Genomic DNA, 24,857 nt, shown 5'->3' with positions numbered 1-24,857 from the left:
GTCGCGCCATAAAGAGTGAAAGTCGCGTCAGAAAGAGAAAAAGTCGCGACACCAAGGCGGAGTCGCGTCGCAACAAGGCAAAGCTGTGCCACTTTAAAAGGTTCACGTGGCAGTTTCATGTTCCCCTTTATCAGTCATAAGTCCAATCATCCAGCCATACTGTAAAACCTTTCCGTTACGTGGTAAACTAGTTATTTAACCCGACTATTAGGAGGAATGGCGATGGATATGAACAATAATGATATCCTTGTTCGTTTAAGATATGCACTTGATATAAAAGATGAGGATATGGTTAAGATATTTCAATTAGGAGACGTGGAAGTTACAAAAGAAGATGTACAGGAAATGCTCAGCAGGTTAAATGATAGCCTAAGTGATGATGAAAATGAGTATGAGCTTCCATGTGATAATCCAATGTTGGAGTCTTTTTTTAATGGTCTTATTGTACATAAAAGAGGAAAACAAGAACCAAAACCAGGCCAGCCTGAACGTCCGCCTATGATGATAAAAAACAGTGGCAGTGTTAATAATGTTATGCTGAAAAAATTAAAGATAGCGTTGAAGCTAACAACTGAGGATATGTTAGCAATTTGGGAAGAAGTAGGGGTTAACGTCTCTAAAGGTGAGTTAAGTGCATTGCTTCGAAAAGAAGGCCACAGCAATTACAGAAGATGTGGCGATAGGTATGCGAGGAACTTTTTAAAAGGACTGGGCATGCGATATAGGGGATAAGCTTATAGGTGGATTTATTCTATAAGCTTATCTCCATTAAGGGCTTGTCCTAAGGCAGCCCTTTTATTAATTTGGAAAAATGGAAAACTGCCTTAATTCTCGTACTACCTTCGAAATAGGTAGCCCAACAATTGTTGCGTAGTCACCATTAATTCTTTTGACAAACGCTGCTCCTAGGCTCTGAATCCCGTAAGCTCCAGCTTTATCGTAGGGATCAGGGGTTGATACATACCAGTTTATTTCTTCCTCTGACAATGGCCAAAATTCTACCTCTGATCGTTCCACAAAAACAAGCTCCTGTGTTGAAGAACGTATCTTTACACCAGTATAGACCTTATGCGTTTCCCCACTTAAGTCCGAAATCATATGAATAGCAGCTTCTTTGTTCTTTGGTTTTTCAAAGATTTGTTGCTTATAGGAAACGACTGTATCTGCTGTTAAGATCACTTCTTTTTCATCTAACAAAGGGATAGATTGGCTTTTTTGTATTGCTAGTTGTTCTACCTTCTCGATTGGATTATTTGTTGTAATTTGTGATTCATCAATATCTGGTGTACGAACAGAGAAGGGGAGGTGTACTTGTTTTAGTAACTCCTGTCTTCTAGGTGAAGAAGAACCGAGAATAAGTTTGGCAGTTGACATGTTAATACCTCCTACTACGTTTTCGTTTTAAAATATGCAAGAGAGCAGGGATTAACCCTGCTCCTCAGCATTATATGCCTTCCATATCAATGTGCCGTTTTGCCCACCGAATCCAAATGAATTGCTCAGTACTGTCTTAACTTGCTGTTTACGACTTTGGTTCGGTACGACATCCATTGGGGCGAGCTTATCCCGATTTTCACAATGGAGGGTGGGGGGAATAATTCCTGTTTCCATTGCTTTTATGCTAGCGAGGCTTTCGATTGCGCCAGCAGCTCCAAGTAGATGGCCAACCGCACCTTTTATCGAACTTACAGGGATAGCATCCAATTGTTTCCCAAATAAACTTAGCAATGCCTTCGTTTCAGCAATGTCTCCGGCTTTAGTAGATGTAGCATGGGCATTAACATATTCAATGTCAGCTGGCCCCAAATTAGCTGAACGTAGTGCTCGTTTCATCGCGAGCGCGGCACCTGTGCCATCTGGATGTGGGGCTGTATCGTGGTAGGCATCATTTGAGGAGCCATACCCGCCTAAAATGGCATGGATATGGGCACCGCGTGCTTTGGCCTTTTCCAATGGTTCAAGCACAAATAAAGCTGACCCTTCCCCCATTAGCATGCCCGTTCTATCTCGGTCAAAAGGACGTGACCATGTCGTTTTGTCTTCTGGTCCTTCTGTTGCGAGCGCCCCCATATCCCGTAAACCTGATAGGAAAACAGGTGACCAGAGGCAATCAGCTCCGCCAGCGAGTACGAAATCCACATCATCACGCCAAAACCAGAAAGTAGACTCACCAATCGCATGCGCTGATGCTGCACAGGCTGTTACATGAGTACTCGAAGGACCGCGTAAACCATAGTGCTTTGCAATAGTGGCTGCAGCTGCATTCGGGATGCATTTGGAAATGAGCCGAGGGCCGACACGTGAAGCTTTTCCTGTAGCTAATTTTCCAGAGCCTTCCTCTAATGACTGAATACCCCCAAAGGCTGATCCAATAGAAGTGCCGATCCGTTCTGGATCAATACTGGGAGCAATTGTTTCGCCATCTTCTCCAAGAATACCAGCATTAGACAAAGCCTCTGTTGCTGCAATAAGTGCAAGTTGGGTAAAACGATCCGTATTTTTAACTAGCTTCTTTGGTAGATAGTCTGCAGGATTGAAATCTTGAACTCTCGCACCAACGGGAGCCCACTGATGCAGTTGTTCATCTTCAACTTCTTTAACAGCAGATTTATTCGCAATTAAGTTGTCCCAAAACATAGACAGTCCTACACCGTAAGGGCTCACCGTTCCCATTCCCGTTACAGCTATTGGCATCGATTCATTCATGGTCATGCTCCTCTCTATCAAAATAATTACGCTTCTTGAAATAGCGCATATACTTCTGGGGCAAAGCGATCTATCCGGGCAGGCTTCCAATCACGTGTGACCCACATATGGACAGTGGAACCTTTTGCGAGCAACTCTCCAGTTGGTGTATCGGCTACCTTTCCTTGAGCATCATTGTTTGGGATGAGCCTTGCCTCATAATCAAACTGCAGGCGTACTTTTGAAAAATTACTTACTTTCGTATAGATGACAAGAAGATCATCATATCGAGCGGAGTTTTGATAGTTTATATTCAGATCCATTACAGGCAGTAAAAGTCCCATGTCCTCCATTTTGCTGTACGGAATACCTGCATGTCGCATCCATTCGGTTCGACCTATTTCAAACAAGTTTACATAGTTACCGTGATGGACAACGCCCATTTGATCCGTATCTTTATAATGAACACGTATTATTTCCTTATGCCAAGCCTTCATTTACATGCATCTCCCTATTTTTGAACTCTAGAAATTATTTATTTCTTGTCGCCAATCTTTCTTCGGCAATTTCCTTTAACCGGAATTTTTGCACCTTTCCAGTACTCGTTAATGGCCATTCTGTTGTTTCTATAAACCAGATATGACGAGGCACCTTGAACCGAGCGAGATAATCAGTGCACCAGCTCAAAATATCTTTTCTCTTACAATCTTCACCGGCTTTTAATTCAATGAACGCGGCACCAGCTTCTGTAGTTAAGGAATCGGGTACTCCGATAACAGCAACCTGGTCGACCATTGGATGCTTGGAAATGGCCTCTTCCACTTCACGAGGGGAAACTAATTCCCCCGATACTTTGTAAATATCCTTCGTTCGTCCAATTAGCTCAATATAACCATTTTCATCTAGTCGACCTACGTCACCTGTTAGTAACCAACCATCCTTATCGATAACTTTTGCGGTTTCTTCCGGCTTTTTATAGTAACCGTGACTAACGGTCGCGCCACGTACTGCAAGTTCTCCAACACTTCCATGGGGTAGAGTTTCTCTCGTTTCGATATCTACCGTTTTGTACTCTACATTGCTGCCATTAAATTCAGGAAGACCACTCACACCACCAAGCTTCGGTCGGCCAACTCTTGTTGTGAGTGTTTCAAGAGAAATACCAAGCTCTGTCGTTACACCAGAAGAGGCTACTTCGGACTGCCCATAGCCAGTAATGATTTCTGTCAGACCAAGTAATTCGATTGCCTTTTTCCATACTGGGATAGGGGCAGGTGCCGCACCACACCACATAGCAAATAGACTGGACAGATCATATTCTGTGAGCTTTGGATGATTCAAAAATGGAACAAGCATGGTTGGAACAAGTAGAAAGTCATTAGCTTGATATTTTTCTATCATTTCCATAGCAGATAGTGGCGAAAAAGAACGCGGTGCTACCAATAAGCCACCAACAAAGGACATAGCAAAGATCCCTTCTATCAGGTTGTAGCAATGATAAAATGGAAGTGGAGCAAACGTTACACGCCCATCCTCAATTGCCCTGCTCATACACGTGCTGTAGGAAGACCTGAGCAGCATGTCATCTGTAAGCATAACCCCTTTAGGTGTACCAGTAGATCCAGAAGTATATATGATTGCACCTACTTCATCAGGATAACGGGATGCATTCCATCTTTCCTGCCATTCCTCATCTGTAGTTAATTCAGCTTTCTTACAAAATTTCTCCCATGGAAGAAAGCGCTCGTCCAATAACTCATAATGATTCGGTAAACAAACGATTTCTTGAAGCTGAGTCTCTTCTTTAAAATACTCTTCATTTAGCAAAGCAGTTATAGAGACAGCAAGGGGATTATTTTTTGTCGCTTGATGCATGATTAAATAGCGTGCATCAGATTGTGTAAGTATGTATTTTAATTCGTTTTTGCTTAACATAGTATTTATTGGGATAAACACAGCGCCTACCATTGAACATGCAATCATGAGAGCAGGATACACGACGTCATTTTCCATTAGAATCGCAACATGGTCTCGACGCCTTACACCAAGTTTGATTAACGCTTTAGCGTAGTTCTTGGCGAGTTTCCATGTCTCTTTATAGGTAATCGAATCGTTATCTGTTTGAATATACATTCTTTCAGGATATGTAGAACAAGCTTGATAAAAGTGTGTGGCAATCGTATTACGTGGCCATTTATTAAATCTAGCATCAAGTGCTGCCCGTCTTGCAGAGATATCCTCAATAATGGTAGATTCAGTTGCATTGTCCTTTGTTGGCATAAACTGTTCCTCCTTGATATGTACAAATATTTCGAACCTAGTATTCATTATAGAACTTTCAAATATAACCTTCAAAACTTTTGAGGGAAAAAGGAAAATATTTGGATGATCTATTAGCACACAAAGCTCAAATAGTATTTTGTTAGGTGACGGTTTCATGTAAGATGAAGATATATAATTATTTGAATTGTCAGCTAGTAATCGCTGTTGTGAATATAGACAGGTGAATGGAGGGGGAAAATGAAAAAGGGTGTATATCGAGAAGTATGGGACTTAGACTCCATATTTCCGGGCGGGAGTGAGTCACCACAGTTAGTTGAACATCTACGAAGTACAGAAAGGAAGATAAAAGATTTTAACAGTAAAGTTGATAGTTTTGTAAGTCCAAATTGTATTGCTGAACCAGTAGAGGTAGCAGAGTTAATTAAATTGATTAGTGAAATTGAAATGAACGTATCACAAGCCAAATCTTTTATCGTATGCCTACTGGCACAAAATCCAAAAGATCAAAAAGCTTCTACACTAGAGGATAAAGTAGGTTATCTTAATGCTAGTTTTGAAACAAGTGTCAAAAGAACACAGCAACTCCTTCAACAAATAGAAGAGAAGTTATGGAATGAAATGTTGGATACAGAGATATTAAGTAATTATAAATATATATTAAATGAATGGCGACAAAAAGGTAGGTTACAACTATCTGAAAGAGAGGAGCGGCTAATATCTGATCTAAGGATAGATGGTTATCAAGCTTGGTATTCGTTTTATAAAACACTAATGAACAGCATAAAAGTGAAAGTCTCAATTAATGGAAAGGAAAATACATTATCAGTTGGTCAGGCTATGAATTTAAGGGCAGACCCAAATGCTGAAGTACGCAAAGCTTCTCATGAGGCATTAGAAAATGTTTGGAAAGAAAAAGAGGGATTGTTTGCACAGATTCTAAATCACATTGCTGGTTTCCGATTACAAGTGTATAAAACCAAAGGAGTCGAAAATATTTTAGAAGAGCCCTTGTTAAATAACAGAATTAAAGCAGAGACGCTAGATGTGATGTGGGGAGCAGTGGATAAACATAAAAATGCATTTACTGAATATCTAAATGGAAAGGCTGAGATTTTAGGGGAAGCAAAACTCAATTCCTATCATTTCTGGGCTCCCATTACAAATAGTGATCAGCATATTGACTACGATAAGGCTGTGAAATTTGTGACAAGTCATCTAAGCCAATTTGGTCCAGAATTAGCAAGCTTTATTTCTAATGCATTTGAAAAGGGGTGGGTGGAATCTGAAAATCGTCCAAATAAATCAGCAGTCCCATTCTGTATAGGTTTCCCACAAACAGGTGAATCCAGAGTTTACATGACTTATTCAGGAACGATAAAGGACTTGCTAACTCTTACTCATGAACTTGGACATGCCTTTCATAATTATGCTATGAAGGACGTTGATAGTATTAACAAGGAATATCCTATGAGTCTCGCAGAAACAGCTTCTACTTTTTTAGAAATGATCGTTTTAGATGCAGCAATAGATCAGGCAACCGCGAAGAAAGATAAACTGCTTTTATTAGATGAAAAATTAAAGAGAAGTGTAATGAACTTTATGAATATAAATGCAAGGTTCTTATATGAAAAGAAATTTTACGAGGAAAGAAAGCAGGGGGTTGTTTCAGCAACTCGTTTGAATAGATTAATGAAGGAATCTATGGATATAGGATATAATGGTTCACTTGGTCATATCCCTGTTCACTCGTGGGTTTGGACGCCACATTTCTATATTACGAAGTCTCCATTTTATAACTTCCCATATACATTTGGATACCTACTTTCCTTAAGTATTTATGCAAAGGCAAAAGAAAAAGGAAGAGAATTTGAAAAAGATTATCTTGCGTTCCTTCGCGATTCCGGAAGTATGTCAACGGAAGATCTAGTGATGAAACACCTCGGGGAAGATATTACTTCCGAATCTTTTTGGGAAAAAGGAATGGAGCTGTGTATGAATGATGTGAAGGAATTTATCGAGGTGCAAGCGTCCGTAAGAACCCCACTTCAAAATATGAAGTGAAACAGTGAAGTTAAGTGGGAGTAACGGACGCTAACACCCCGATTCGTTCAACTAACATTCAGTGGGGGAAGAACGAAAACCCCACTGATTGAAGTTTCACTTTATAAGATTAGTATCATGGTGGCTGAAGAACCGTTCTCTTTTGAAACACACAATTAATATTGTACAGAGATTTTCCAACTTTCATTTTAAAATATTTATCTATATAACCTAAATGGAAAATGATAGAATGGATGAACGAAGAATATATATTCGTAGTCCAATTTAGGAGTGGAATGAAGTTGAACAAAAAAGACATCGCAAATATTCGAAAGCAGTTTAAAATAAATAACGATTTGTTGAAAATAAACGATATCTTTAACGTATATATCATGAAAGAATCGAGCGAAATCTATCATCATCAGAGTGTGCCCTTTGACTTACTTGAAGAAGAACAAAAAGATTTATTTATGACCAATTTTAAAAAAGTGCTAACAGGGCAGCTTGATGAGAAATTATTTGAATTGAAATTTCAACGTGATGTAGAAGATAGTAGTCAGCTTATCTTACATCAAGGAATATTGAGTAATGATACAGAAGAATGGAAAGGCCAAATGTTGCGTCTTGTGGAAAAAATGTTAAAGGATAAGCAATATGAAATGGATATTGTGGTTACTTTTATTCAGGGTGAATATATGAAGCCTATGAAACGAAGCAATGAAGATGCAGAAGAAAGCTCACGAGATGCGGTATATTCCAATAAGTTCATTTTATGTAGTATGAATAAAACACAGGATCCGAAAAAAGAGCTGTTGTTTGACTATGTAGAAAAAGAATTTAAATATAACATCGTGGTTGACCCTGTTATTAATCTTAAGGCGCCGATTTCCGGCTTTTTATTCCCAACTTTTACAGAGAACGCTGCGGACGTAAACCATGTTCTTTACTCTGCTGGAAAAGCATATGAACTAAATTACCATTTTATTGAGGAAGTTTTGAATGCAGAAGAAACGATGACAGCAGAAGATGATAAGGTGGTATTCGAGGAGATAGTCAAAAAGGTTACCGGAGATCAAATTAATACGTCCACGCTTTCTAATGTGTATGATGAAATTCATCGGGTAATTGAAGAGCATGAGGAAGATGATGTGCCAAGGTTGGATTATAAAGATGTGGAAAGTGTCCTGAAAAGCAGTGGGATAGAGGACGTTGATACAGAAAAGGTTGAAACTGCGTTTAAGACAGTGATTGACGATGAAAAATATGAGTTAAAAGCAAGTAGCATCATTCCAAAATACAATAAAAAATCAATTAAGATTAAGACGAAAGTGGCAGACATAAAAGTAAGCCCAGAAGACTTACGATTTGTGAAACAAATTCATTTTGATGGAAAACTAAGTCTTATGATCGAATTGGAAGAGAACACAATGATTGAGGGCTTTGAAATGATCCCTGAAGCATTAGTCCAAAAAGCAAAAGTAGAGGAAGAATAACTTCCAAAGAAATCACTATCCATTTTTAGTGAAAATATATGAAAACATAAAAAATCAGAATCATAGCCAATGGTTCTGATTTTTTTATACTATTTTTCACTCAACTTCCGTAAGCAAAACATACCATAGGAGATATAAAAAAAGACGCCTATTACGTAGTACTCAAGTAACATACGCCATTCGTTTAGTTTTTTAAGAAATCAGGATCTTCAAAGCTTGGATTTGGATACTTGTAGAATCCTTCTCCAGTTGCGGTACCAAGTTTACCTTTGTCGATATACTCGGTTTTGAGCAAGTTTGCTAGCTTTTTAAACTCTTCTTTACCGGTCGCTTCGGCTTTTGCATTTACGATATTATAAGAAGTCGTAATTCCGACTACGTCTAGGATGGCGAAAGGTCCTTTCGGAGCGCCAGTAGCAATCATCCACGTTTTATCAATTGTTTCAACATCTGCTACTTCCTTAGAAAGGAGTAGCTCTGCAGCATCTAATAATGGAACTAATAGAGAGTTAAGAATGTAACCTGGTTGCTCCTTGTGTAATGGTAGTGCCACCATTCCAATTGCTTTTGCAAACTGACTTACTTCGTCAAACACATCATTATCAGTACCAGGATGCTTCATAACTTCAGCTGTGTTGTTTATCCATATTTCATTGGCAAAGTGCAAGGCAAGAAACTTTTCTGGACGACCAGTTGCCTCTGCAAATTGGCTTGGTAATAAGGTGGATGAGTTTGTTGCAAAAACAGTTCTTTCGGGAGCTACTTTTCCTATCTCATTATAAAATTCTGTTTTAATCTTTACTACCTCTGGAATTGCTTCGATAACGAGGTCTGAATCCGAAACGGCCTTCGCTAGATCAGACTGAAACGCGATACGACTGTACGCATCATTGACAGCTTGTTCTGTAGCTCCGAGATCCTTTTGATAGCGTCCTTTTAGTTTTTCAATTCTCTCTTTCGCCTTCTCTAGGGCTTCATCGTTAATATCATATACCGTAACATCGAATCCCTTAAATGCAGTTTGGTAGGCTATTTGACTACCTAATACACCACTTCCTGCGATTGTGATAGTTGAAAAATTCATGTATATTCCTTCTTTCCTATTCTGTAGAATTAATAGTATGACATAAAATATAAAAAAACATGAAGGATTTTGCTTATCATCCTTTGAAAACTATCTACACATTCATAGGAAAAATGATAAACTAAATTGGAGTTTTGATTTTTTTAAAACTGAAGATAATTTTTAATATTTTAGCAAGAGAGAAGGGGTTTTATGATAAAGACGATCCGCTGGAGTGTATTTTTCTTTGGTTTAATTCTATTCAGTATAGGTATCAGTATAGCGATAAACATGCAACATTTGGGAATTCATCCATGGGACGTATTAAATGTGGCGCTTCATGAAAAACTAGGGTTATCAATTGGGTCTTGGACGATTATTATTTCCGTAATCCTGATTATTGTCTCATGGATTCTGGACAAAAGTTATATACGACTAGGTACGTTTTTAAATGGCATTCTTGTTGGTGTGTTTGTGGACTTTTTCTTATTTCTAGATTTCTTACCACATGCTAGTGAAAGCTGGCTAGATGTCCTCGTGATTATTTCAGGAATTGTTTTAATGGGGATTGGAGGGGGAATCTACAACTCAGCTGCAGTGGGGTCAGGTCCAAGGGACGGATTTATGCTCTCCATTTCTGATAAACTCGGTGCTTCTGTAGGAAAAGTGCGTATTATAACAGAATGTTTTGTATTACTCATTGGTCTGTTGCTTGGTGGACCTGTTTTTCTTTTTACTTTTGTCTTTACATTTATTCAAAGTCCGATTTTTCAGTTTACGTATAAGCTACTGGGTGGGCATTTAAATAAAATAGAAACTTCAATGGAAGAGAAAGGCCTTCATAAAACGGGAGCCTAACATCAGAAAGGGATGGAATTTACATGAGTATCATAGAAAAGGTACGTAAAGGAAATACATCTTCGGGTATTGCTGCCCTAGGAAATGCCTTTTTGGCCGGGATAAAGGGAATAGCTGCAGCTTTTAGCGGAAATGGTTCCATGTTTGCATCCTCTATGCATTCCCTTGCCGATGCTGTAAATCAGGGGTTTGTGTTTTTTGGTAGTGTACTGGCTGAGTTTCCACCATCCAAACGATTCCCGTCAGGCTTTGGAAGAGTCATTAATATCTTTTGTATGGTCGCTGTAATTGTCGTAACCGTGATGGCTTATGAGACAATATTAAAAGGATGGCATTTATTTCAGGATCCTGAGGAATCAGATGGCTTACTGTTAAACTTTATCGTATTACTTGCTTCCTTAGTCATTGATGGATTAATTCTTTTTAAAGCGATGCGGGAAATAAGAAGTGAAAGTAAAACGGATGAATCAAGTAATGTAATAACCGTAGCTTTTAAAAATGTCCGGAAGGCATCGCCTGCTACACGACTTGTTTTTTATGAGGATCTTGTTGCAACATCAGGTGCACTCCTAGCAATGGTTGGTATAGTGCTTTCGCAGTTTTTTGGTATTTTGCAAGCAGATGGTTTAATTTCCATGTTAATTGGGTGTTTAATGTTGTTTGTCGCTTTTCGAGTGGGCTATGATAATATGATCGGTTTAATCGGAGTTTCAGCACCAGCAGAGGTTCAAGACAAGCTGACAACTATACTTTTAGACCATGAAGACGTAGTGGATATTCATCGAATCCGAATTGTACAGGAAGGCCGGCTATACCATGTTGAGGGAACGGTTGAACTAAAAAAAGGGCTTAGCCTGGCAAAAGCAGATGATATTAAGTTTGAGTTGTCCGATACGCTTTTACGCCAATCCGAAGTAGCAGATGTACTACTAGGAATTATAGAGGACGATGGGGATAAGAGTTGGGAAGAAAAAGTCAAACAGCGTAATATTCCTAAAACGGATGAGTAAGAAAACGAGATGATTCTAAACACTCATAATCACATTTCTAGTATTCATTAGGGAAAGATAACGGGCTTTTCCTTAGGGGAGAATGTTATTTTCAAGGGGTTTATAATAGCTGAAATGGGATTATACCAACCTGATTTGTAGCTTTTTTCGTGATAAGATAGGGTGAATTCACGAAGGGGGTTGCCAGGTGTTGAATAACGGCAGAAGTTTAGATGAATTACATGATACGCAGCAGTCTACAAAGGAATTACTGTTTATCTTGGATGATTTGTTCTTATTTTCCATTGAAAAGTATGACCAGTTATTGCGGAAAGAAATTGAAAAATTATTAAAGCAAATGAATGTTCCTGAAGTATTGTTTGATAAAGCTTTTCCCCAAATCATTTGGTGGCTATTATTTTGCTACCCGCAAGCTCCCCATGGTATGACCATCTACCAGGATTATTTAGAAGTACATAACAAAAAATGGACTAAGGAAGACAAGGTTGTGCAGGCACACTTGAATAGTTGGCTAAGTATCACGCTAGGGTTCTATCGCGTAATCAAGATAGATAGAAAGTATAACCGGTTATTCCACGTTCAAGACGTATTTTTAAAAGAGAAGAAAAAGGTATTTATTTTCAATGAAATATTCCAAACTCCTAAAATGGGTGAGATCATAAGCGGCATACTGTTACCTGTCGGAAATAATGTTTATACCACGCAAGGCAGGCTCTTTCATCTTCCCGTAACAATCGTACCAGAGTTTATGGGAAGGTTTCGGCAGTTTCTAGAAAGGCATAATTCCAATCTAGATTATGTTGTTCCAGCTTCGTCGTATCCCGCTCTGCTCCGTATCACTATGCAAACGATGGAAGAGAAGCTATGATAAGAAATGATCGTATGAGAGAACATCGGAAGCCCCATGTAGAAAGCCTTGCCTCGAGGCATATCAGAATTAAATTCATCCCGATATTAAGAGTTCAACATGGCAAAACATTTATGATAACTGGGAGTCAGCTGGATTGTGCTCGTAATCCCCAACCTTCGTCCCCCCAAGTGCTCTTTCCAAATCATAATCCTCGATAACATCCTGAAGCCATAGCCAACATAAGAACATGGCAATAATCGTAACTAAGATAATAACAAATACTGCAATTCTTCCTTTCATTTCTTCACCTTCTTTCACTCATTTCACATGTAAGTATACCTTGATTTTAAACGTAAATAAAGCCATCATTTATATCGAGAATGGGCCTACTACTAAAATTAAGAGAAAATAGAAGAAAATCAATAAAAAAAGACGTAAATGCCTTTTGTTTACGCATTCTTCGCGTTTTGTGAAATGTGATTAATTATGGTATGATTTCTTAGTTATCTACGGAACATGCCATAAGTTGGCTTGAATATATATGAAAAGAGGTTGAATAGTTGAAAGTAGAACAATTGAAGAATGAATGGTTTGGCAATGTCAAAGGGGATGTCCTGGCAGGTTTGGTAGTTGCACTGGCTTTAATCCCAGAAGCAATAGCCTTTTCAATCATAGCGGGTGTTGATCCAATGATTGGATTATATGCATCTTTTTGTATTGCAGTTGTAATTGCTTTTGTCGGAGGGAGACCGGGTATGATCTCTGCGGCAACAGGAGCAATGGCGCTACTCATGGTAAATCTCGTTGCGGATCATGGGTTGCAGTATTTGTTTGCAGCAACGATTCTTACAGGAATCATCCAAATCATTTTTGGCGTTTTTAAGCTAGCAAGAGCTATGAAGTTTGTACCACGTTCGGTGATGGTAGGCTTTGTTAACTCACTAGCCATTCTAATATTTACAGCACAGATTCCGCATTTCCAAGGGGAAAGCTGGATTATGTATGCACTTGTTGGACTTACCTTGGCTATTATCTATCTATTGCCTAGGGTTACCAAGGCAGTACCATCTGCCTTGGTAGCAATTATTGTCGTCACAGCAATCGTAATTTTTGGTAAAATAGACATTGGAACAGTTGGGGATATGGGTGCATTGAAACAGCAATTGCCTATCTTCTTGATTCCTTCTATTCCATTTACCTTTGAAACGTTGATGATTATTTTCCCATACTCCCTGGCTCTAGCTATTGTAGGATTACTAGAATCCTTATTAACTGCTAATATTGTAGATGATATGACAGATACAGAGAGTAATAAAAACAAAGAAAGTCGCGGACAAGGGATTGCGAATATTGTTGCAGGCTTTTTCGGTGGAATGGCTGGTTGTGCCATGATTGGTCAGTCTGTCATCAATGTGAAGTCTGGTGGTAGAGGCCGTTTATCTGCATTGGTTGCTGGATCGTTCTTAATGTTTCTGATTATTGTACTAGGCGGACTTGTTGTGCAAATTCCAATGGCTGCCTTAGCTGGTGTTATGTTTATGGTATCTATTGGTACATTTGATTGGTCCTCGATACGTAACTTGCATAAATTGCCAAGAACAGATGCAGTTGTCATGCTAACAACTGTTGCTGTCGTGCTTTACACACATGATTTATCAAAAGGTGTGCTTGCTGGTGTGGTATTAAGTGCTATTTTCTTTGCTGCTAAAATTTCCAAAGTGAAAGTTACTGATGAGTTAATGATGCGAAAACAAAAAAGAGTTTATCGTATTGAAGGTCAGTTGTTTTTTGCTTCGGTAAGTGATTTCACGGCGCAGTTTGTTTTTGCCGATACTGTTAAGGAAGTGGAAATTGATCTAAGTCGTGCGCATTTATGGGATGATTCAGCAGTAGGAGCGCTTGATAAGATTCAAGCTAAGTTTGAACAACACCACATTAACGTGGAGTTCACGGGTTTAAATGAAGCAAGTAAGAATTTAGTTCAACGTATTGGTGGATTATCAAAGGCATCAGGACATTAAAATAAGTGCTTTTATCAGAATCTGTAGAGGGTGGTTATGGTGTTTAAAAGAATACTATTGGCTGTAGATGGATCAGAGCATTCCATTCGCTCAGCAAATTATGCTATAGAGCTTGCTGAGAAGTTTAATGGAGTCATTAATGTTGTGTACGTTGTGGATGGCAATAAAGCGAAGTCAGATGTGCTACATGCAACGGACAAATTCGCCCTAGAAAAAATGCGCAATGATAAACTAAAGGCTGTTAAAGAATTATTGAATAAAACCGATATTCAATACGAGATTAAGATTTTGCATGGCGAAGCAGGTCCTACTTTAGTCAACTATGCCAACAATAATGAAATAGATGGCGTAGTGCTAGGGAGTAGGGGGCTGAACAACCTGCAGACCTTTATCCTCGGAAGCGTGAGCCACAAAGTGGCGAAACGCGTAGAATGTCCCGTATTAATTGTGAAATAGAATAGTAGATAACAAAAGATATAGAAAAAGGCTGCCGAATTGGCAGCCTTTTTTGTATTCCAAGTGGCGAGATGTTGGAAGTGAATCGAGAGATAGGCAAAGTGAATCGAGAGGGAGTCAGAGTGAATCGAGAGGGAGTCAGAGTGAATCGAGAGGGAGTCAGAGTGAATCGAGAGATAGGCAGAGTGAATCGGGAGGGAGGCAGAGTGAATCGAGAGGGAGGCAAAGTGAAACCAGAGCCCCACAAAGTGAAGCCAGAACCTCCAAAAGTGATATATCCCGATCTTCAAAAATAGCGCATCACCATAACCACCTCATCCAAATCACTATCGCTTCAACAAAAAAGGCGCCTCCAAAAAAGGAGACGCTTCACACCCATACCATTTAAACTAAAGCTTTGTAACAGCTTCAGCTACAGGATAATTTGCGGGATCAATTTCTGATTCAATTCCCTGGGCCATCTTTGCAAGCTCTGCCCCTATGTATGGCCCCATCGTAAGACCAGAGGCACCTAGTCCATTTGCGGCAAAGAGCCCAGAAACGCCAGGTATACTGCCAACTACTGGTAGAAATCCTGGTGTGACAGGTCTAAAGCCTACTCTTGTTTCAAGAACGGTCGCGTGTTCCAGTTGAGGGGAAACCTGTAGCGCTTTACTGAGCACTTCGTATAGACCACCTGCTGTTACGCTTGGATTAAAGCCTGTGTCGTCTTCTTGTGTTGCTCCGATTACGAGGCGTTGATCCTCGAAAGCGAGCATATACTGATTGGTTGGTGGCATGACAACAGGCCATTTTGCTGTATCATACCCAGTAACTTGTAGATGCATGAGTTGGGCTCGTTGTGGTTTAACATTAAAAGAGATTCCCAATGGTTTAAATAATTCTCCCATCCAGGCTCCTGTTGCAGCAATTACGGCACCAGCCTCATACATTTCATGATCCACACGTACACCGGTTACTTTACTATTATCAGCAACAAGGCTGGCATCACCCTTGACTATTTGTGCTCCAAGCTTTTTTGCTCCACTGATTAAGGCATCGCGTAGTTTTCGACCGTCAACGCGAGCAGCTCCGCTTACATGAACAGCGCCATACCCTTCGCCAATCAGAGGGAAGGCTTGTTTTGTTTCTTCCTCGTTTAATATCGTTATATTGCCAATTTCAGGTGCATCTTCTCTTCTTTTTAATGCCCTTTCCTTCATAGCATTAAGTTTCTTTTCATCTGAATGCAGGCTTATTGCACCGACCCGCTCATAGCCGGTGTCGGCCTCTCCAAGCTCTCGCAACTTGTTAATTATTTCCGGGTAGATTTTTGCTCCACCTTTAGCGAGCTGGTACCAGGCTTTATTTCTTCTCTGGGAAAGCCAAGGACAGACGATTCCTGCAGCAGCATCTGTTGCCTGACCTGTATCCTTGCGGTCAATTAGCGTAACAGCTTTCCCGTTACTAGCAAGATGAAAAGCGGTGGAGGCACCTAGTATACCGCCACCAATTACAATATAGCCTTCTTTTTCCTTATAACTTGTCGACAACTTGCTTCATTGCCTTTATTTTACCAAGATGCTCATTCTCATGCTGCAGAATCATTTCATAAACATCTCCATAGGTTTTAAAATTTCCAAACGGTAAGGTATAAGGGAGATCCTGCTTGAAAAAGTCATCTGTCAGATCTTTAATACGTGAGCGTTGTTGTTCGAGCTCTGTAACGAGTTCAGATATACTAGGTGGAGTATCTTGCCAATCTGCTGGTTTCGTTCCTGTGCCAAACAAGTCATTAAATGACTTTGGTAGATTATCGGAATGGTTTGGAAAGCCAAACAGTAGTGACTCTGGCGTTACCAACACATGCCCGATATGCCAACGGATTGTGTTATTAAAGTATGCAGGCTGTACATCAGCCGTTTTCTCGTCGATATTTTCAATAAAGCCTAATAAAGCAGAACGAGTAAGATCAAATTGCTCTGACATTTATATTCCTCCTAATAGAACATTTGATATTAACTATAAAAATAAAAGGTTCGAATGTAAAATATATTGATTTTATGAAGGGATTTTTGATCAGGTAAAGAATTAAATAGAGGAGGGGGAAAGACATTGAGAGCAATCGTCATAAGTAGAATTATATTTATTGCAGGTATTATCGTACTTCTGGCGGGTTTATACAATGCGTGGAACATGGCCAGATTTGAGGACTATTCCGGCCTTACTCCGGGAGGAACTACTTCAGTAGAATGGAGCACGTTTTTCATGATAGCCGGAAGTTCAATGATGAATGGTATTGTATTAATCGGTATAGCTGAGGTTATCCGTTTATTGGATGGTATCTTGAAGAAAGAGACAGTTACCCAAACACCTTCTCTTTCTAAACCAACCGAGCAAGAATCCGTTGTTTTCAGTCAAGAAGAAATCAACACTGGCTGGAATCTTACAATAGAAGATGAAGAAAAGATTTATGAATTGTATTCTAATAAAGCAATATTGGAAATAAGACTTGCTAACTTGGAAGGCTATTGTATCGTCAAGGTGCAAGATACAAGCAGGCCACTAAACCCGGAAATTAAAGTCGTCGACGTTGGTGGGTTTAGTGCGAAGGATGTACAAGATACGGAAAAGAGAAATAAGATTCTCGAATGGTATTATCAACAATAAAGAAGGATGAGCAGATTTGGAAACTAGTAAGAAAAAACGAAAAATCGGATGGTTTGGGTGGAGCTTGGTCATAATTTTCTCCGTGGCACTCATAGCTTCATTGTTACTCTTTTTTAACGTATTCAACATTAATAGTGTTTTTTCAATTGAGGACTTGGAGAATGCACAGAATGAGAAGGCGACAGAGGGGCAGGAAGTCGATGCGGACACTGCAAAAGAGATTGAAGAGATTCAGGAGACAGTAGGAGCGCAACACGTTGAGATAGGTGATTTTATAGCGAAGACCCATGATTTTTATAATGATAAAACAGGCTATGGGAATATTAACAGTCTTAATTGGAAAGAACAAACGGATAAAGCAAAAGAGATCATTGGAACCATTGAGAAGGAGATCGATACGGTCCAAAGTGATGCATTAAAAACAGATCTTCAAGCAATTGTGGAGATTGCAAAGGCTACTATTAGTGATGAGAAAGTGGAACAAGTTAGACATTTACACCGATATTTCCATGATCTTGATATAGCATTGAATCATTATAATGGCTCTGATAAAATTTGGAGGGTAACCGAAACATTAAAATAGTAAATCGCTATTCATCTACATAGTAGGTATGATAATCTTATAGTGGATATTGTGAAAGAAGGAGAATGAATATGGAAAAAACATTGATTTTTGGACATAAAAATCCAGATACAGACACCATTTGTTCAGCACTTGCCTACGCTGATCTTAAAAAAAAGCTTGGCGTGAATGCAGAAGCTGCCAGACTTGGAACAGTTAGCAAGGAAACGCAATTTGCACTCGACTATTTTGGTGTACAAGCACCTGAATTAATTGAAACAGTAGGATCTGACATAAAAGAAGTGATTCTCGTGGATCACAATGAATTCCAACAAAGTGTTGATAATATTAAGGATGTACGCATTGCAGAGGTTATTGACCATCATCGCATCGCGAATTTTGAAACAAGAGAGCCACTTTCCTTTCGCGCTGAACCAGTTGGATGTACAGCAACTATCTTAAATAAGATGTATAAAGAAAAAGGTGTCGCGGTATCTAAAGAGATAGCTGGACTTCTTGTCTCCGCTATCGTTTCCGACTCCCTTTTATTAAAATCTCCTACATGTACAAAAGAAGACGTCGATGCAGCATATGAATTGGCAGAACTAGCTGGTGTAAACCTAGAAACATACGGCCTTGAAATGTTACAGGCAGGAGCAGACTTGAGTGATAAATCTGTAACAGATTTACTGACAATGGATGCGAAAGAATTTTCTATGGGTGAAGCTAAGGTGGAAATTGCACAGGTAAACGCTGTTGACACGAACGCAATTTATAAATTCCAAGATGATATTGATACAGAGATTGCCCAAATTATTAAGGATAAAGAGTTAGATCTATTTCTGTTCGTTGTGACGGATATTCTTAACAACGACTCCGAAGTGTTAGCGCTTGGTAGTGGAAAAGCGGAAGTTGAGCAGGCATTTGATGTGTCCCTTGATGCTAATAACCGTGCCTTGTTAAAAGGCGTTGTGTCACGTAAAAAACAAATCGTAACAGCATTAACAGATGCCTTTACCAAATAATAAATTGTAGAGCAGACATGCTTTAAATAGCCTCGTTTCTGGCAGTTGAAGTAAAATATCTGCGCTATTTACATGTTAAAAAAGCTAATCACGAGTCAAAATCGTGATTAGCTTTTTTCATTTCTGGATAAAAGTCTCCTCGTCGACTTTGAATTGGGCTAAGGCTTCAAAATCAATGGCATGGCCGATTCCATGATCTGTAGGAACGGTGATCAATCCGTTTTCGGCGACAACCTCAGGTAGGATAATGTCTTTTTTCCAGTAGTTGTCTGAGCCGGCGTTATCTCCAGGAAAACGGAAGCCTTCCAAAGAAGAAAGGGCAATATTTTGCGCTCTTCCCACACCTGCTTCAAGCATACCGCCACACCAAACGGCAATGCCTTTTTCCACACAATAATCATGAATTTGTTTTGCTACGGTTAAGCCACCGACTCGGCCTGGTTTTATATTAATGACCCGACAGCTTTCAAGTTCAATCGCTTTTTTCGCATCTTCAAGAGAATGAATGCTTTCATCTAGACAAATGGGGGTATCAATTTCTGCTTGTAGCTTTGCATGATCTACTATATCATCATGTGCTAAAGGCTGTTCTATCATCAATAATTGAAAGGCATCCAACTCCTTTAACCTTGCTGTATCCTCTAATGTATAAGCAGAATTTGCATCAACCATGATGGGCAGGCCCGGATAGTGGTGCCGTACTTCCTTAAGGACATCAATGTCTTTACCTGGTTTAATTTTCAGTTTCACTCGTTTATACCCATTTTTCTGGCTCAACTTAATTTTATGTAATAATTCCTCTATGGAAGACTGCATGCCAATGGCAATGCCTGCTTCAATTTTTGATTTCGTCCCACCTAAGGCTTCAGCAAGTGATTGGCCTGCACGTTTGGCATATAAGTCCCAGACTGCGCCCTCTAAGGCAGATTTCGCCATGTTATTCCGTTTTATAGTTGTGAAAAGCTTCGAAACATCATCAGGGTGCTTGATCGAATTATTTAATAAGATAGGAATTAAAAAATCTCTCATTATATGACCGGTTGTGGTGAAGGTTTCCTCTGTATACCAAGGAGCTGTAAATGCAACAGATTCTCCAAAGCCTCGGTTTCCTTGTCCATCATCAATCTCTGTGATGTAAAAGTCTTTGTTTGCCACAGTCCCAAAACTTGTTGTAAAGGGTTGTTTAAGTTCCATGCTTAAATGGTGTAATGTGATTTGCTGTATTGGAATCGTCATTTAAATCCCTCCTCGTTTAAGTTTACACCTTCCCTTCATATTGAAAAAGTTTAACCTTTATAAGCAAAGGGGAAAATTATTATGCGTGAATAGTAACTAGGAGGGGAAAGCGTGACAGAGAAATTTGATGTGATTGTAATCGGGACAGGACCCGCTGGATCTTCAGTGGCAACTTCTTGTGCACAAGAAGGACTGCGCACTGCTGTTATAGATGAACGTGCTTATGGAGGTACATGCCCATTGAGGGGATGTAACCCGAAAAAGGTACTAGCGAGTGCTGCAACCATGATTGATGAAACAGAACGGATGAAAGGAAAGGGGATTGCAAAGCCTGCTAAGATTAATTGGCAGGACCTGATGGAGTTCAAGCGTTCCTTTACAGAGCCAGTTCCCGAAGCGAAGGAAAAAGGCTTTGAAAAAGCAGGAATTGAAACGTTTCATGGCCAAGCGCAATTTTTAGAGGAAAAAACGCTAAAAATTAAGGAGAAGGTCTTAGAAGGGGGAAAAATCGTTATTGCAACAGGAGCTCGCCCTGCTCCATTACCAGTTGACGGAGCGGAACACCTTACGTATAGTGAAGACTTTCTTGAACTTGATCAGCTACCAAAACGTGTTATCTTTGTGGGTGGTGGATACATTTCCTTTGAGTTCGCCCATATTGCTGCAAGAGCAGGAAGTGATGTTCATATTGTGCAACGTGGAGAACAGCCATTAAAATCATTTGACTCCGATATGGTAGACCTGTTGCAAAAAAAATCGAAAGAAATAGGGATTTCCATTCATTTAAATAGTTCAGTAAATGCAATTGAAAAAAATGATAAAGAATATATTGTAAAGGCAAGTAAAGGCGATGAAGAAGTTTCATTCCATGGAGATTTAGTCGTACATGGGGGCGGTCGCGTTCCACAAATAGACGATCTCCAGCTAGATCAGGCGGGTGTTAATCATAGCAAGACTGGGATAACCGTCAACACGTATTTACAAAGTGTCAGCAATGAACATGTCTATGCTGTTGGTGATGTAGCAGATACTAAAGGCTCTCCTTTAACACCAGTAGGAGAATTGGAGGGACAGATTGTTTCGCAAAACATTGTTTCAGATGCAAAACAAGAAGCAAACTATAATGGAATTCCGTCTGTTGTTTTTTCTGAGCCGAAATTGGCTAAAGCAGGTCTAACGGAAAAAGAGGCAGAAGACGCTAATTATGATGTAAAGGTAAACCATCAAGACATTTCGGAATGGTTTACGTACAGTCACACAAACGATGCCCCGGCTGCTGTCAAAATCATTATAGATAAAAAAACAGATTTAATTCTAGGTGCACATTTAATTGGTGGGAAATCTGACGAACTGATTAATTATTTTGCAATGGCTATTCAGATGAGTATACCAGTTGGCAAACTGAAAAGTGTTGTCTATGCTTTTCCAACTGCTGTCTCTGATATTCCATCCATGCTATAACAAATGCATAATTTGCCCCTCTTTCTCAAAAGCTAATTACTAGCTGGAAGGAGGAAATCACATGGGTGGAAAACCAAAAGGACCAAAACAGCAGGAAAAGCCAAAATTGCCACAAAGCCCGCAACAACCATATGGGGAGCCATTAAGTGGTTCAAAACAGGTTAAGAATAAAAATCATTCGCGACAAAATCGCAATGTTCATCATGATATGTAAAAAAAGTGAGTGGAATAAAAGTATCTTGGCTAGATAATACCCCGAACTATAATGCAAAATTCTTGAAAAAGATTTGCTTAGTTCGGGTTTTGTATGAAAAAAACTAGTTTAGCGTAGTGTTCTTCTCCCGAAGCGGTTTAAAAACCTATTTAGTTATTTCCCAGTCTCTTTAAGGCGATCTGTTCACATAACAGCAAAGTTCTGCTATCATTTTGTCATGCATAGTTAGGGAAGGAGTCAAGCATATGTGGAAAGATTTTAAGGAATTTGCCTTTAAAGGAAATGTTATGGATTTAGCCATTGCTGTTGTAATTGGTGCAGCCTTCAGTGGGATCGTCACATCGTTAGTAACCAATATCATTACGCCGCTTGTAGGAATACTTATGAATGGTGTGGATCTTTCGGGACTGAAATATACATTTGGTGATGCAGAGATATTATACGGGACATTCATTCAATCCATTATAGACTTTTTCGTCGTCGCGTTTTCTATTTTTCTTTTTATTCGTCTTACAATGAAATTGAAGCGCAAGAAAGAAGAGGAAGTGGTGGAAGAAGAAGTAACAAAGTTCAGTGTACAGGAAGAGTTGTTGATCGAAATCAGGGACTTGTTGCGTGAGCAGAATAAACATAGTTCTTAAAGATGATCTAAGTAACTGACTAGCGGAGCATAACAAGATTACATTCATTCTGCGCTACGAAAAATGCTCCGCTTTCCGTGGGCTCGGCCTTAAACTCGGGCCAACAGGATGTTGGTCACAAAGGCGTTGCCACAGGATGTGGCGACCTTAGCCTTTGTTCCTTTCTCTACCGCTTCTGGGGTCTTCGGACTCGTGCTGTTCCCACTGGACAAGTAAGGCTGCGACAGCGATCCATCGCACGCAGAAAATGCGATTGGATTTTCAAGGAGTCTTCGCATTTTTCTCCGCTGGATGATGTAATTAAAGTTGAAATAATTGTAAAAACAACCTACTAAGCTCATTTATATCTTAGAAAAATTATAGGTAATGATAACAAAGCAGAAGAGGTCATTAACAGAAAATATCCCTTTTAAAACTTAAGTATACAAATCGCTTTTATACAAAATCAAAAATGGTAGAAATATTTTTACGAGATGGCTTTGTAGATCTTTATAGTGGTAGGCGTCAGGAAAATGCGGATTTACAATGATAAGCAAATTCCAAATTAAAAAGCCCAACACTTCTACTAATCAAAATATAGAAATTGAGCTTTTCAGTTACTTCATTTATTTATTGAATTCATTAACTGGAAGAAGTATTTAGGTTTATGAGTCTTATTTAGGTTATACCATGAATGTAATGCATCTGGTGTAAATACATCTATTTTTTTCAGTACCTCCATTGCAAATTCGAGAGGAGCTATTCCTGATGCAGTAACTAAATTCGCATCAGATACCGCAGATTCCAACTCATAGAGCTTTTCTCCTTTATAGTTAGGACATACCATTTTAGTATATTCTAAGTTATTACTTGTATGCTTTCTAGTATCTAAGTATCCCATATTCGCGAGGCCCTCAGTTGCACCACAAATTGCAGCAACAATAGTGCCAAGCTTTAAAGCTTGGCCAATTCTTTCCAAGATAGGTTGATGAATCTCTTCACTCCAAGTAGTCCCTCCTGGTAAAATTAAAAGATCTTTATTTTCAAGAGTACATTCATCAAGGGAAATATCTGGTTTTATGCTCAGTCCTCCCATAGTAGTAATCATTTCTTTATTAGCTCCTACTGTAATTACTTTTAATGGTGCTAAATCCTTTTTGAAATATCTTCCTGAGTTTAGTTCAGCAATTAGATATCCATATTCCCAGTCCGACATTGTATTAAATACATATAGAAAAACTTTTTTTGTTTGCATCCAATAACACTCCAATCACAATTGATATAGCTATTATAATATAACTACCCTGACAGTTAACGTCAGGGTAGTTATCATTCTTGATGAAATTTTATTAATTCCGACAGAACTTCAATAAGTCTTTTCTTAAGACTTATTGGCTCAATAACTTTAATAGATTTATTGTACGGTAAAAGCAAATAAGGTACATATGTATCTACCAGATCTTTTTCAAGAAGAAAAACTGCTTCATTTGAAGTCCGTTCTTGTAAGTAATGTCCTAAAAACCAATGTTGGCAAATATCAGCCAATACACTTTTATCCCCATTAATAACCAAAGAAATAATCCCTTCCTTATCTTCTATAGTTGGAAGAAGACCTTTTATAAAAAAGTCACGTGCTGAAAAATTTTCTGGTCGGTTAAACTTACTTTCGGTTAGCGTTAGACTTTCAATACGATCTACTCTAAAACTACGGATATCATTCCTAAGATGACAAAATCCAATCACATACCACTTATTATTCCAATAGATAATTCTGTACGGATCGACCAATCTATAGTTTAATTGCTTTTCGCCACTTTTATGGTAAAGAATTTTTACTGAGTACCCGTTAGCTACGGCCTGCTCCAACTCCTTCAAAAAAGGTTCCATAGAGAGTGAATTTAATCGACTTATTACGTCAAGACTAGTTACATGTTGGTTTATCTTTGTTTCCTGCTCTTGATTTGAGTATTTACTTAGTTTTGAAATGGCCCTATTTAGTGCTTCACCTCCATAATATCCGGCTTCTTCTGCAAAGACAGCAGCGTGAAATAGTGAAGTTTGCTCCTCAAAATCAAAAAAAAGAGGGGCCTCAATAAAATTTTTCAATAAAGTGTATCCACCGTGATGTCCTGGTTCTGAAATTATAGGTACGCCACTTGTTGAAATTGTATCAATATAACGATACACAGTCCTTATATTCATCTCTAACTTTTCTGAAATTTGTTTTGCAGTAATTTTTTCACCAGAACGAAGCATCCATAGAATTGCTAACATATTGTCAATTTTAGGCATATAATTCCACCTCTATATGAAATTTATTTTCTATTCTAT

The 24,857-nt window shown here is 39.0% G+C and carries 25 protein-coding genes; 14 read left to right on the top strand and 11 right to left on the bottom strand.

From position 1 onward, the window contains the following. Positions 1-222 precede the first annotated feature (222 nt). Complete coding sequence (locus AC6CHS_RS14655; protein WP_498237185.1) at positions 223-732, top strand: YehS family protein; 510 nt, start codon at positions 223-225, stop codon at positions 730-732. 66 nt (positions 733-798) lie between these two features. Here the strand turns inward: AC6CHS_RS14655 and AC6CHS_RS14650 are convergent, their stop codons facing one another. Genes AC6CHS_RS14650 through AC6CHS_RS14635 form a run of 4 tightly spaced genes read right to left on the bottom strand, consistent with a single transcriptional unit; the run spans position 799 to position 4,965 of the window. Then, entirely contained in the window at positions 799-1,374 is a 576-nt protein-coding gene (locus tag AC6CHS_RS14650) for a Maf family protein (RefSeq protein ID WP_498237184.1), read from the bottom strand. Between the two features lie 51 nt (positions 1,375-1,425). Then, complete coding sequence (locus AC6CHS_RS14645) at positions 1,426-2,706, bottom strand: beta-ketoacyl-[acyl-carrier-protein] synthase family protein (protein WP_498237182.1); 1,281 nt, start codon at positions 2,704-2,706, stop codon at positions 1,426-1,428. 26 nt (positions 2,707-2,732) lie between these two features. Next, positions 2,733-3,182: an acyl-CoA thioesterase gene (locus AC6CHS_RS14640; protein ID WP_498237180.1), complete on the bottom strand. Its 450-nt coding sequence runs from the start codon at positions 3,180-3,182 to the stop codon at positions 2,733-2,735. A gap of 34 nt (positions 3,183-3,216) precedes the next feature. Then, positions 3,217-4,965, bottom strand: a complete 1,749-nt coding sequence (locus tag AC6CHS_RS14635; protein ID WP_498237179.1) for a class I adenylate-forming enzyme family protein — start codon at positions 4,963-4,965, stop codon at positions 3,217-3,219. 240 nt (positions 4,966-5,205) lie between these two features. Between AC6CHS_RS14635 and AC6CHS_RS14630 the strand changes: the two genes are divergently transcribed. Continuing rightward, complete coding sequence (locus tag AC6CHS_RS14630; protein ID WP_498237178.1) at positions 5,206-7,029, top strand: M3 family oligoendopeptidase; 1,824 nt, start codon at positions 5,206-5,208, stop codon at positions 7,027-7,029. A gap of 281 nt (positions 7,030-7,310) precedes the next feature. Then, complete coding sequence (locus tag AC6CHS_RS14625) at positions 7,311-8,501, top strand: DUF4317 domain-containing protein (protein WP_498237362.1); 1,191 nt, start codon at positions 7,311-7,313, stop codon at positions 8,499-8,501. A 184-nt stretch (positions 8,502-8,685) separates the two neighbouring features. Here the strand turns inward: AC6CHS_RS14625 and AC6CHS_RS14620 are convergent, their stop codons facing one another. Further along, positions 8,686-9,585, bottom strand: a complete 900-nt coding sequence (locus AC6CHS_RS14620; RefSeq protein ID WP_498237177.1) for a 3-hydroxyacyl-CoA dehydrogenase — start codon at positions 9,583-9,585, stop codon at positions 8,686-8,688. 192 nt (positions 9,586-9,777) lie between these two features. On the opposite strand from AC6CHS_RS14620, the gene AC6CHS_RS14615 reads away from it, so the two are divergent. From AC6CHS_RS14615 to AC6CHS_RS14605, 3 genes are all read left to right on the top strand, one after another. Next, positions 9,778-10,422, top strand: a complete 645-nt coding sequence (locus tag AC6CHS_RS14615; protein WP_498237176.1) for a YczE/YyaS/YitT family protein — start codon at positions 9,778-9,780, stop codon at positions 10,420-10,422. A gap of 23 nt (positions 10,423-10,445) precedes the next feature. Then, positions 10,446-11,432, top strand: coding sequence for a cation diffusion facilitator family transporter (locus AC6CHS_RS14610; RefSeq protein ID WP_498237174.1), 987 nt, complete (start codon positions 10,446-10,448; stop codon positions 11,430-11,432). A 187-nt stretch (positions 11,433-11,619) separates the two neighbouring features. Continuing rightward, positions 11,620-12,300, top strand: coding sequence for a DUF7986 domain-containing protein (locus AC6CHS_RS14605; RefSeq protein ID WP_498237173.1), 681 nt, complete (start codon positions 11,620-11,622; stop codon positions 12,298-12,300). A gap of 111 nt (positions 12,301-12,411) precedes the next feature. On the opposite strand, the gene AC6CHS_RS14600 is transcribed toward AC6CHS_RS14605, so the two are convergent. After that, complete coding sequence (locus AC6CHS_RS14600) at positions 12,412-12,582, bottom strand: hypothetical protein (RefSeq protein ID WP_498237171.1); 171 nt, start codon at positions 12,580-12,582, stop codon at positions 12,412-12,414. Positions 12,583-12,842: 260 nt separating this feature from the next. Between AC6CHS_RS14600 and AC6CHS_RS14595 the strand changes: the two genes are divergently transcribed. Together AC6CHS_RS14595 and AC6CHS_RS14590 are read left to right on the top strand one after the other, a co-directional pair. Further along, positions 12,843-14,303, top strand: a complete 1,461-nt coding sequence (locus AC6CHS_RS14595; protein WP_498237169.1) for a SulP family inorganic anion transporter — start codon at positions 12,843-12,845, stop codon at positions 14,301-14,303. 39 nt (positions 14,304-14,342) lie between these two features. Then, complete coding sequence (locus tag AC6CHS_RS14590) at positions 14,343-14,759, top strand: universal stress protein (protein WP_106898483.1); 417 nt, start codon at positions 14,343-14,345, stop codon at positions 14,757-14,759. 389 nt (positions 14,760-15,148) lie between these two features. Here the strand turns inward: AC6CHS_RS14590 and AC6CHS_RS14585 are convergent, their stop codons facing one another. Together AC6CHS_RS14585 and AC6CHS_RS14580 are read right to left on the bottom strand one after the other, a co-directional pair. Further along, positions 15,149-16,291 carry an NAD(P)/FAD-dependent oxidoreductase gene (locus AC6CHS_RS14585; protein WP_498237167.1) on the bottom strand — a complete coding sequence of 381 codons (1,143 nt, stop codon included), beginning with the start codon at positions 16,289-16,291 and terminating at the stop codon, positions 15,149-15,151. Then, positions 16,275-16,727: a DinB family protein gene (locus AC6CHS_RS14580; RefSeq protein ID WP_498237166.1), complete on the bottom strand. Its 453-nt coding sequence runs from the start codon at positions 16,725-16,727 to the stop codon at positions 16,275-16,277. The genes AC6CHS_RS14585 and AC6CHS_RS14580 overlap by 17 nt, the downstream gene beginning before the upstream one ends. A 126-nt stretch (positions 16,728-16,853) precedes the next feature. Between AC6CHS_RS14580 and AC6CHS_RS14575 the strand changes: the two genes are divergently transcribed. From AC6CHS_RS14575 to AC6CHS_RS14565, 3 genes are all read left to right on the top strand, one after another. Further along, the gene (locus tag AC6CHS_RS14575; RefSeq protein WP_498237165.1) at positions 16,854-17,408 is read left to right on the top strand and encodes a hypothetical protein; all 555 of its coding nucleotides are present in this window, start codon (positions 16,854-16,856) and stop codon (positions 17,406-17,408) included. A 16-nt stretch (positions 17,409-17,424) separates the two neighbouring features. Then, positions 17,425-17,991 (top strand): hypothetical protein, encoded by a 567-nt coding sequence (locus AC6CHS_RS14570; protein WP_498237164.1) that lies wholly within the window; start codon positions 17,425-17,427, stop codon positions 17,989-17,991. 71 nt (positions 17,992-18,062) lie between these two features. Beyond that, positions 18,063-18,995, top strand: a complete 933-nt coding sequence (locus AC6CHS_RS14565) for a manganese-dependent inorganic pyrophosphatase (protein ID WP_498237162.1) — start codon at positions 18,063-18,065, stop codon at positions 18,993-18,995. A gap of 117 nt (positions 18,996-19,112) precedes the next feature. On the opposite strand, the gene menC is transcribed toward AC6CHS_RS14565, so the two are convergent. Further along, positions 19,113-20,231 carry an o-succinylbenzoate synthase gene (gene menC, locus AC6CHS_RS14560; protein WP_498237160.1) on the bottom strand — a complete coding sequence of 373 codons (1,119 nt, stop codon included), beginning with the start codon at positions 20,229-20,231 and terminating at the stop codon, positions 19,113-19,115. A gap of 111 nt (positions 20,232-20,342) precedes the next feature. Between menC and AC6CHS_RS14555 the strand changes: the two genes are divergently transcribed. The 3 genes from AC6CHS_RS14555 to mscL all read left to right on the top strand — a co-directional run bounded on the left by AC6CHS_RS14555 (position 20,343) and on the right by mscL (position 22,547). Then, positions 20,343-21,692 (top strand): dihydrolipoyl dehydrogenase family protein, encoded by a 1,350-nt coding sequence (locus tag AC6CHS_RS14555; protein WP_498237159.1) that lies wholly within the window; start codon positions 20,343-20,345, stop codon positions 21,690-21,692. Between the two features lie 61 nt (positions 21,693-21,753). Beyond that, a complete protein-coding gene (locus AC6CHS_RS14550) occupies positions 21,754-21,906 on the top strand; it encodes a small acid-soluble spore protein P (protein ID WP_058949927.1) in 153 nt (50 codons plus the stop codon). A 245-nt stretch (positions 21,907-22,151) separates the two neighbouring features. Next, complete coding sequence (mscL, locus tag AC6CHS_RS14545) at positions 22,152-22,547, top strand: large conductance mechanosensitive channel protein MscL (protein WP_498237157.1); 396 nt, start codon at positions 22,152-22,154, stop codon at positions 22,545-22,547. Positions 22,548-23,148: 601 nt separating this feature from the next. Here the strand turns inward: mscL and AC6CHS_RS14540 are convergent. Both AC6CHS_RS14540 and AC6CHS_RS14535 read right to left on the bottom strand, forming a co-directional pair. Then, positions 23,149-23,781 carry a type 1 glutamine amidotransferase family protein gene (locus AC6CHS_RS14540; RefSeq protein ID WP_498237155.1) on the bottom strand — a complete coding sequence of 211 codons (633 nt, stop codon included), beginning with the start codon at positions 23,779-23,781 and terminating at the stop codon, positions 23,149-23,151. A 74-nt stretch (positions 23,782-23,855) separates the two neighbouring features. Further along, complete coding sequence (locus AC6CHS_RS14535; protein ID WP_498237154.1) at positions 23,856-24,818, bottom strand: helix-turn-helix transcriptional regulator; 963 nt, start codon at positions 24,816-24,818, stop codon at positions 23,856-23,858. Positions 24,819-24,857: the final 39 nt, after the last annotated feature.

The organism is Oceanobacillus sp. GQ8 (assembly GCF_059758495.1).
This window is presented reverse-complemented; position numbering and strand designations above follow the sequence as displayed.

Coding starts and splice junctions, on each gene's coding strand:
- AC6CHS_RS14645 (WP_498237182.1), bottom strand. CDS start 2,706: ATGAATGAATCGATGCCAATAGCTGTAACGGGAATGGGAACGGTGAGC.
- AC6CHS_RS14650 (WP_498237184.1), bottom strand. CDS start 1,374: ATGTCAACTGCCAAACTTATTCTCGGTTCTTCTTCACCTAGAAGACAG.
- AC6CHS_RS14600 (WP_498237171.1), bottom strand. CDS start 12,582: ATGAAAGGAAGAATTGCAGTATTTGTTATTATCTTAGTTACGATTATT.
- AC6CHS_RS14630 (WP_498237178.1), top strand. CDS start 5,206: ATGAAAAAGGGTGTATATCGAGAAGTATGGGACTTAGACTCCATATTT.
- AC6CHS_RS14610 (WP_498237174.1), top strand. CDS start 10,446: ATGAGTATCATAGAAAAGGTACGTAAAGGAAATACATCTTCGGGTATT.
- AC6CHS_RS14540 (WP_498237155.1), bottom strand. CDS start 23,781: ATGCAAACAAAAAAAGTTTTTCTATATGTATTTAATACAATGTCGGAC.
- AC6CHS_RS14580 (WP_498237166.1), bottom strand. CDS start 16,727: ATGTCAGAGCAATTTGATCTTACTCGTTCTGCTTTATTAGGCTTTATT.
- AC6CHS_RS14550 (WP_058949927.1), top strand. CDS start 21,754: ATGGGTGGAAAACCAAAAGGACCAAAACAGCAGGAAAAGCCAAAATTG.
- AC6CHS_RS14535 (WP_498237154.1), bottom strand. CDS start 24,818: ATGCCTAAAATTGACAATATGTTAGCAATTCTATGGATGCTTCGTTCT.
- menC (WP_498237160.1), bottom strand. CDS start 20,231: ATGACGATTCCAATACAGCAAATCACATTACACCATTTAAGCATGGAA.
- AC6CHS_RS14620 (WP_498237177.1), bottom strand. CDS start 9,585: ATGAATTTTTCAACTATCACAATCGCAGGAAGTGGTGTATTAGGTAGT.
- AC6CHS_RS14635 (WP_498237179.1), bottom strand. CDS start 4,965: ATGCCAACAAAGGACAATGCAACTGAATCTACCATTATTGAGGATATC.
- AC6CHS_RS14640 (WP_498237180.1), bottom strand. CDS start 3,182: ATGAAGGCTTGGCATAAGGAAATAATACGTGTTCATTATAAAGATACG.
- mscL (WP_498237157.1), top strand. CDS start 22,152: ATGTGGAAAGATTTTAAGGAATTTGCCTTTAAAGGAAATGTTATGGAT.
- AC6CHS_RS14615 (WP_498237176.1), top strand. CDS start 9,778: ATGATAAAGACGATCCGCTGGAGTGTATTTTTCTTTGGTTTAATTCTA.
- AC6CHS_RS14565 (WP_498237162.1), top strand. CDS start 18,063: ATGGAAAAAACATTGATTTTTGGACATAAAAATCCAGATACAGACACC.
- AC6CHS_RS14655 (WP_498237185.1), top strand. CDS start 223: ATGGATATGAACAATAATGATATCCTTGTTCGTTTAAGATATGCACTT.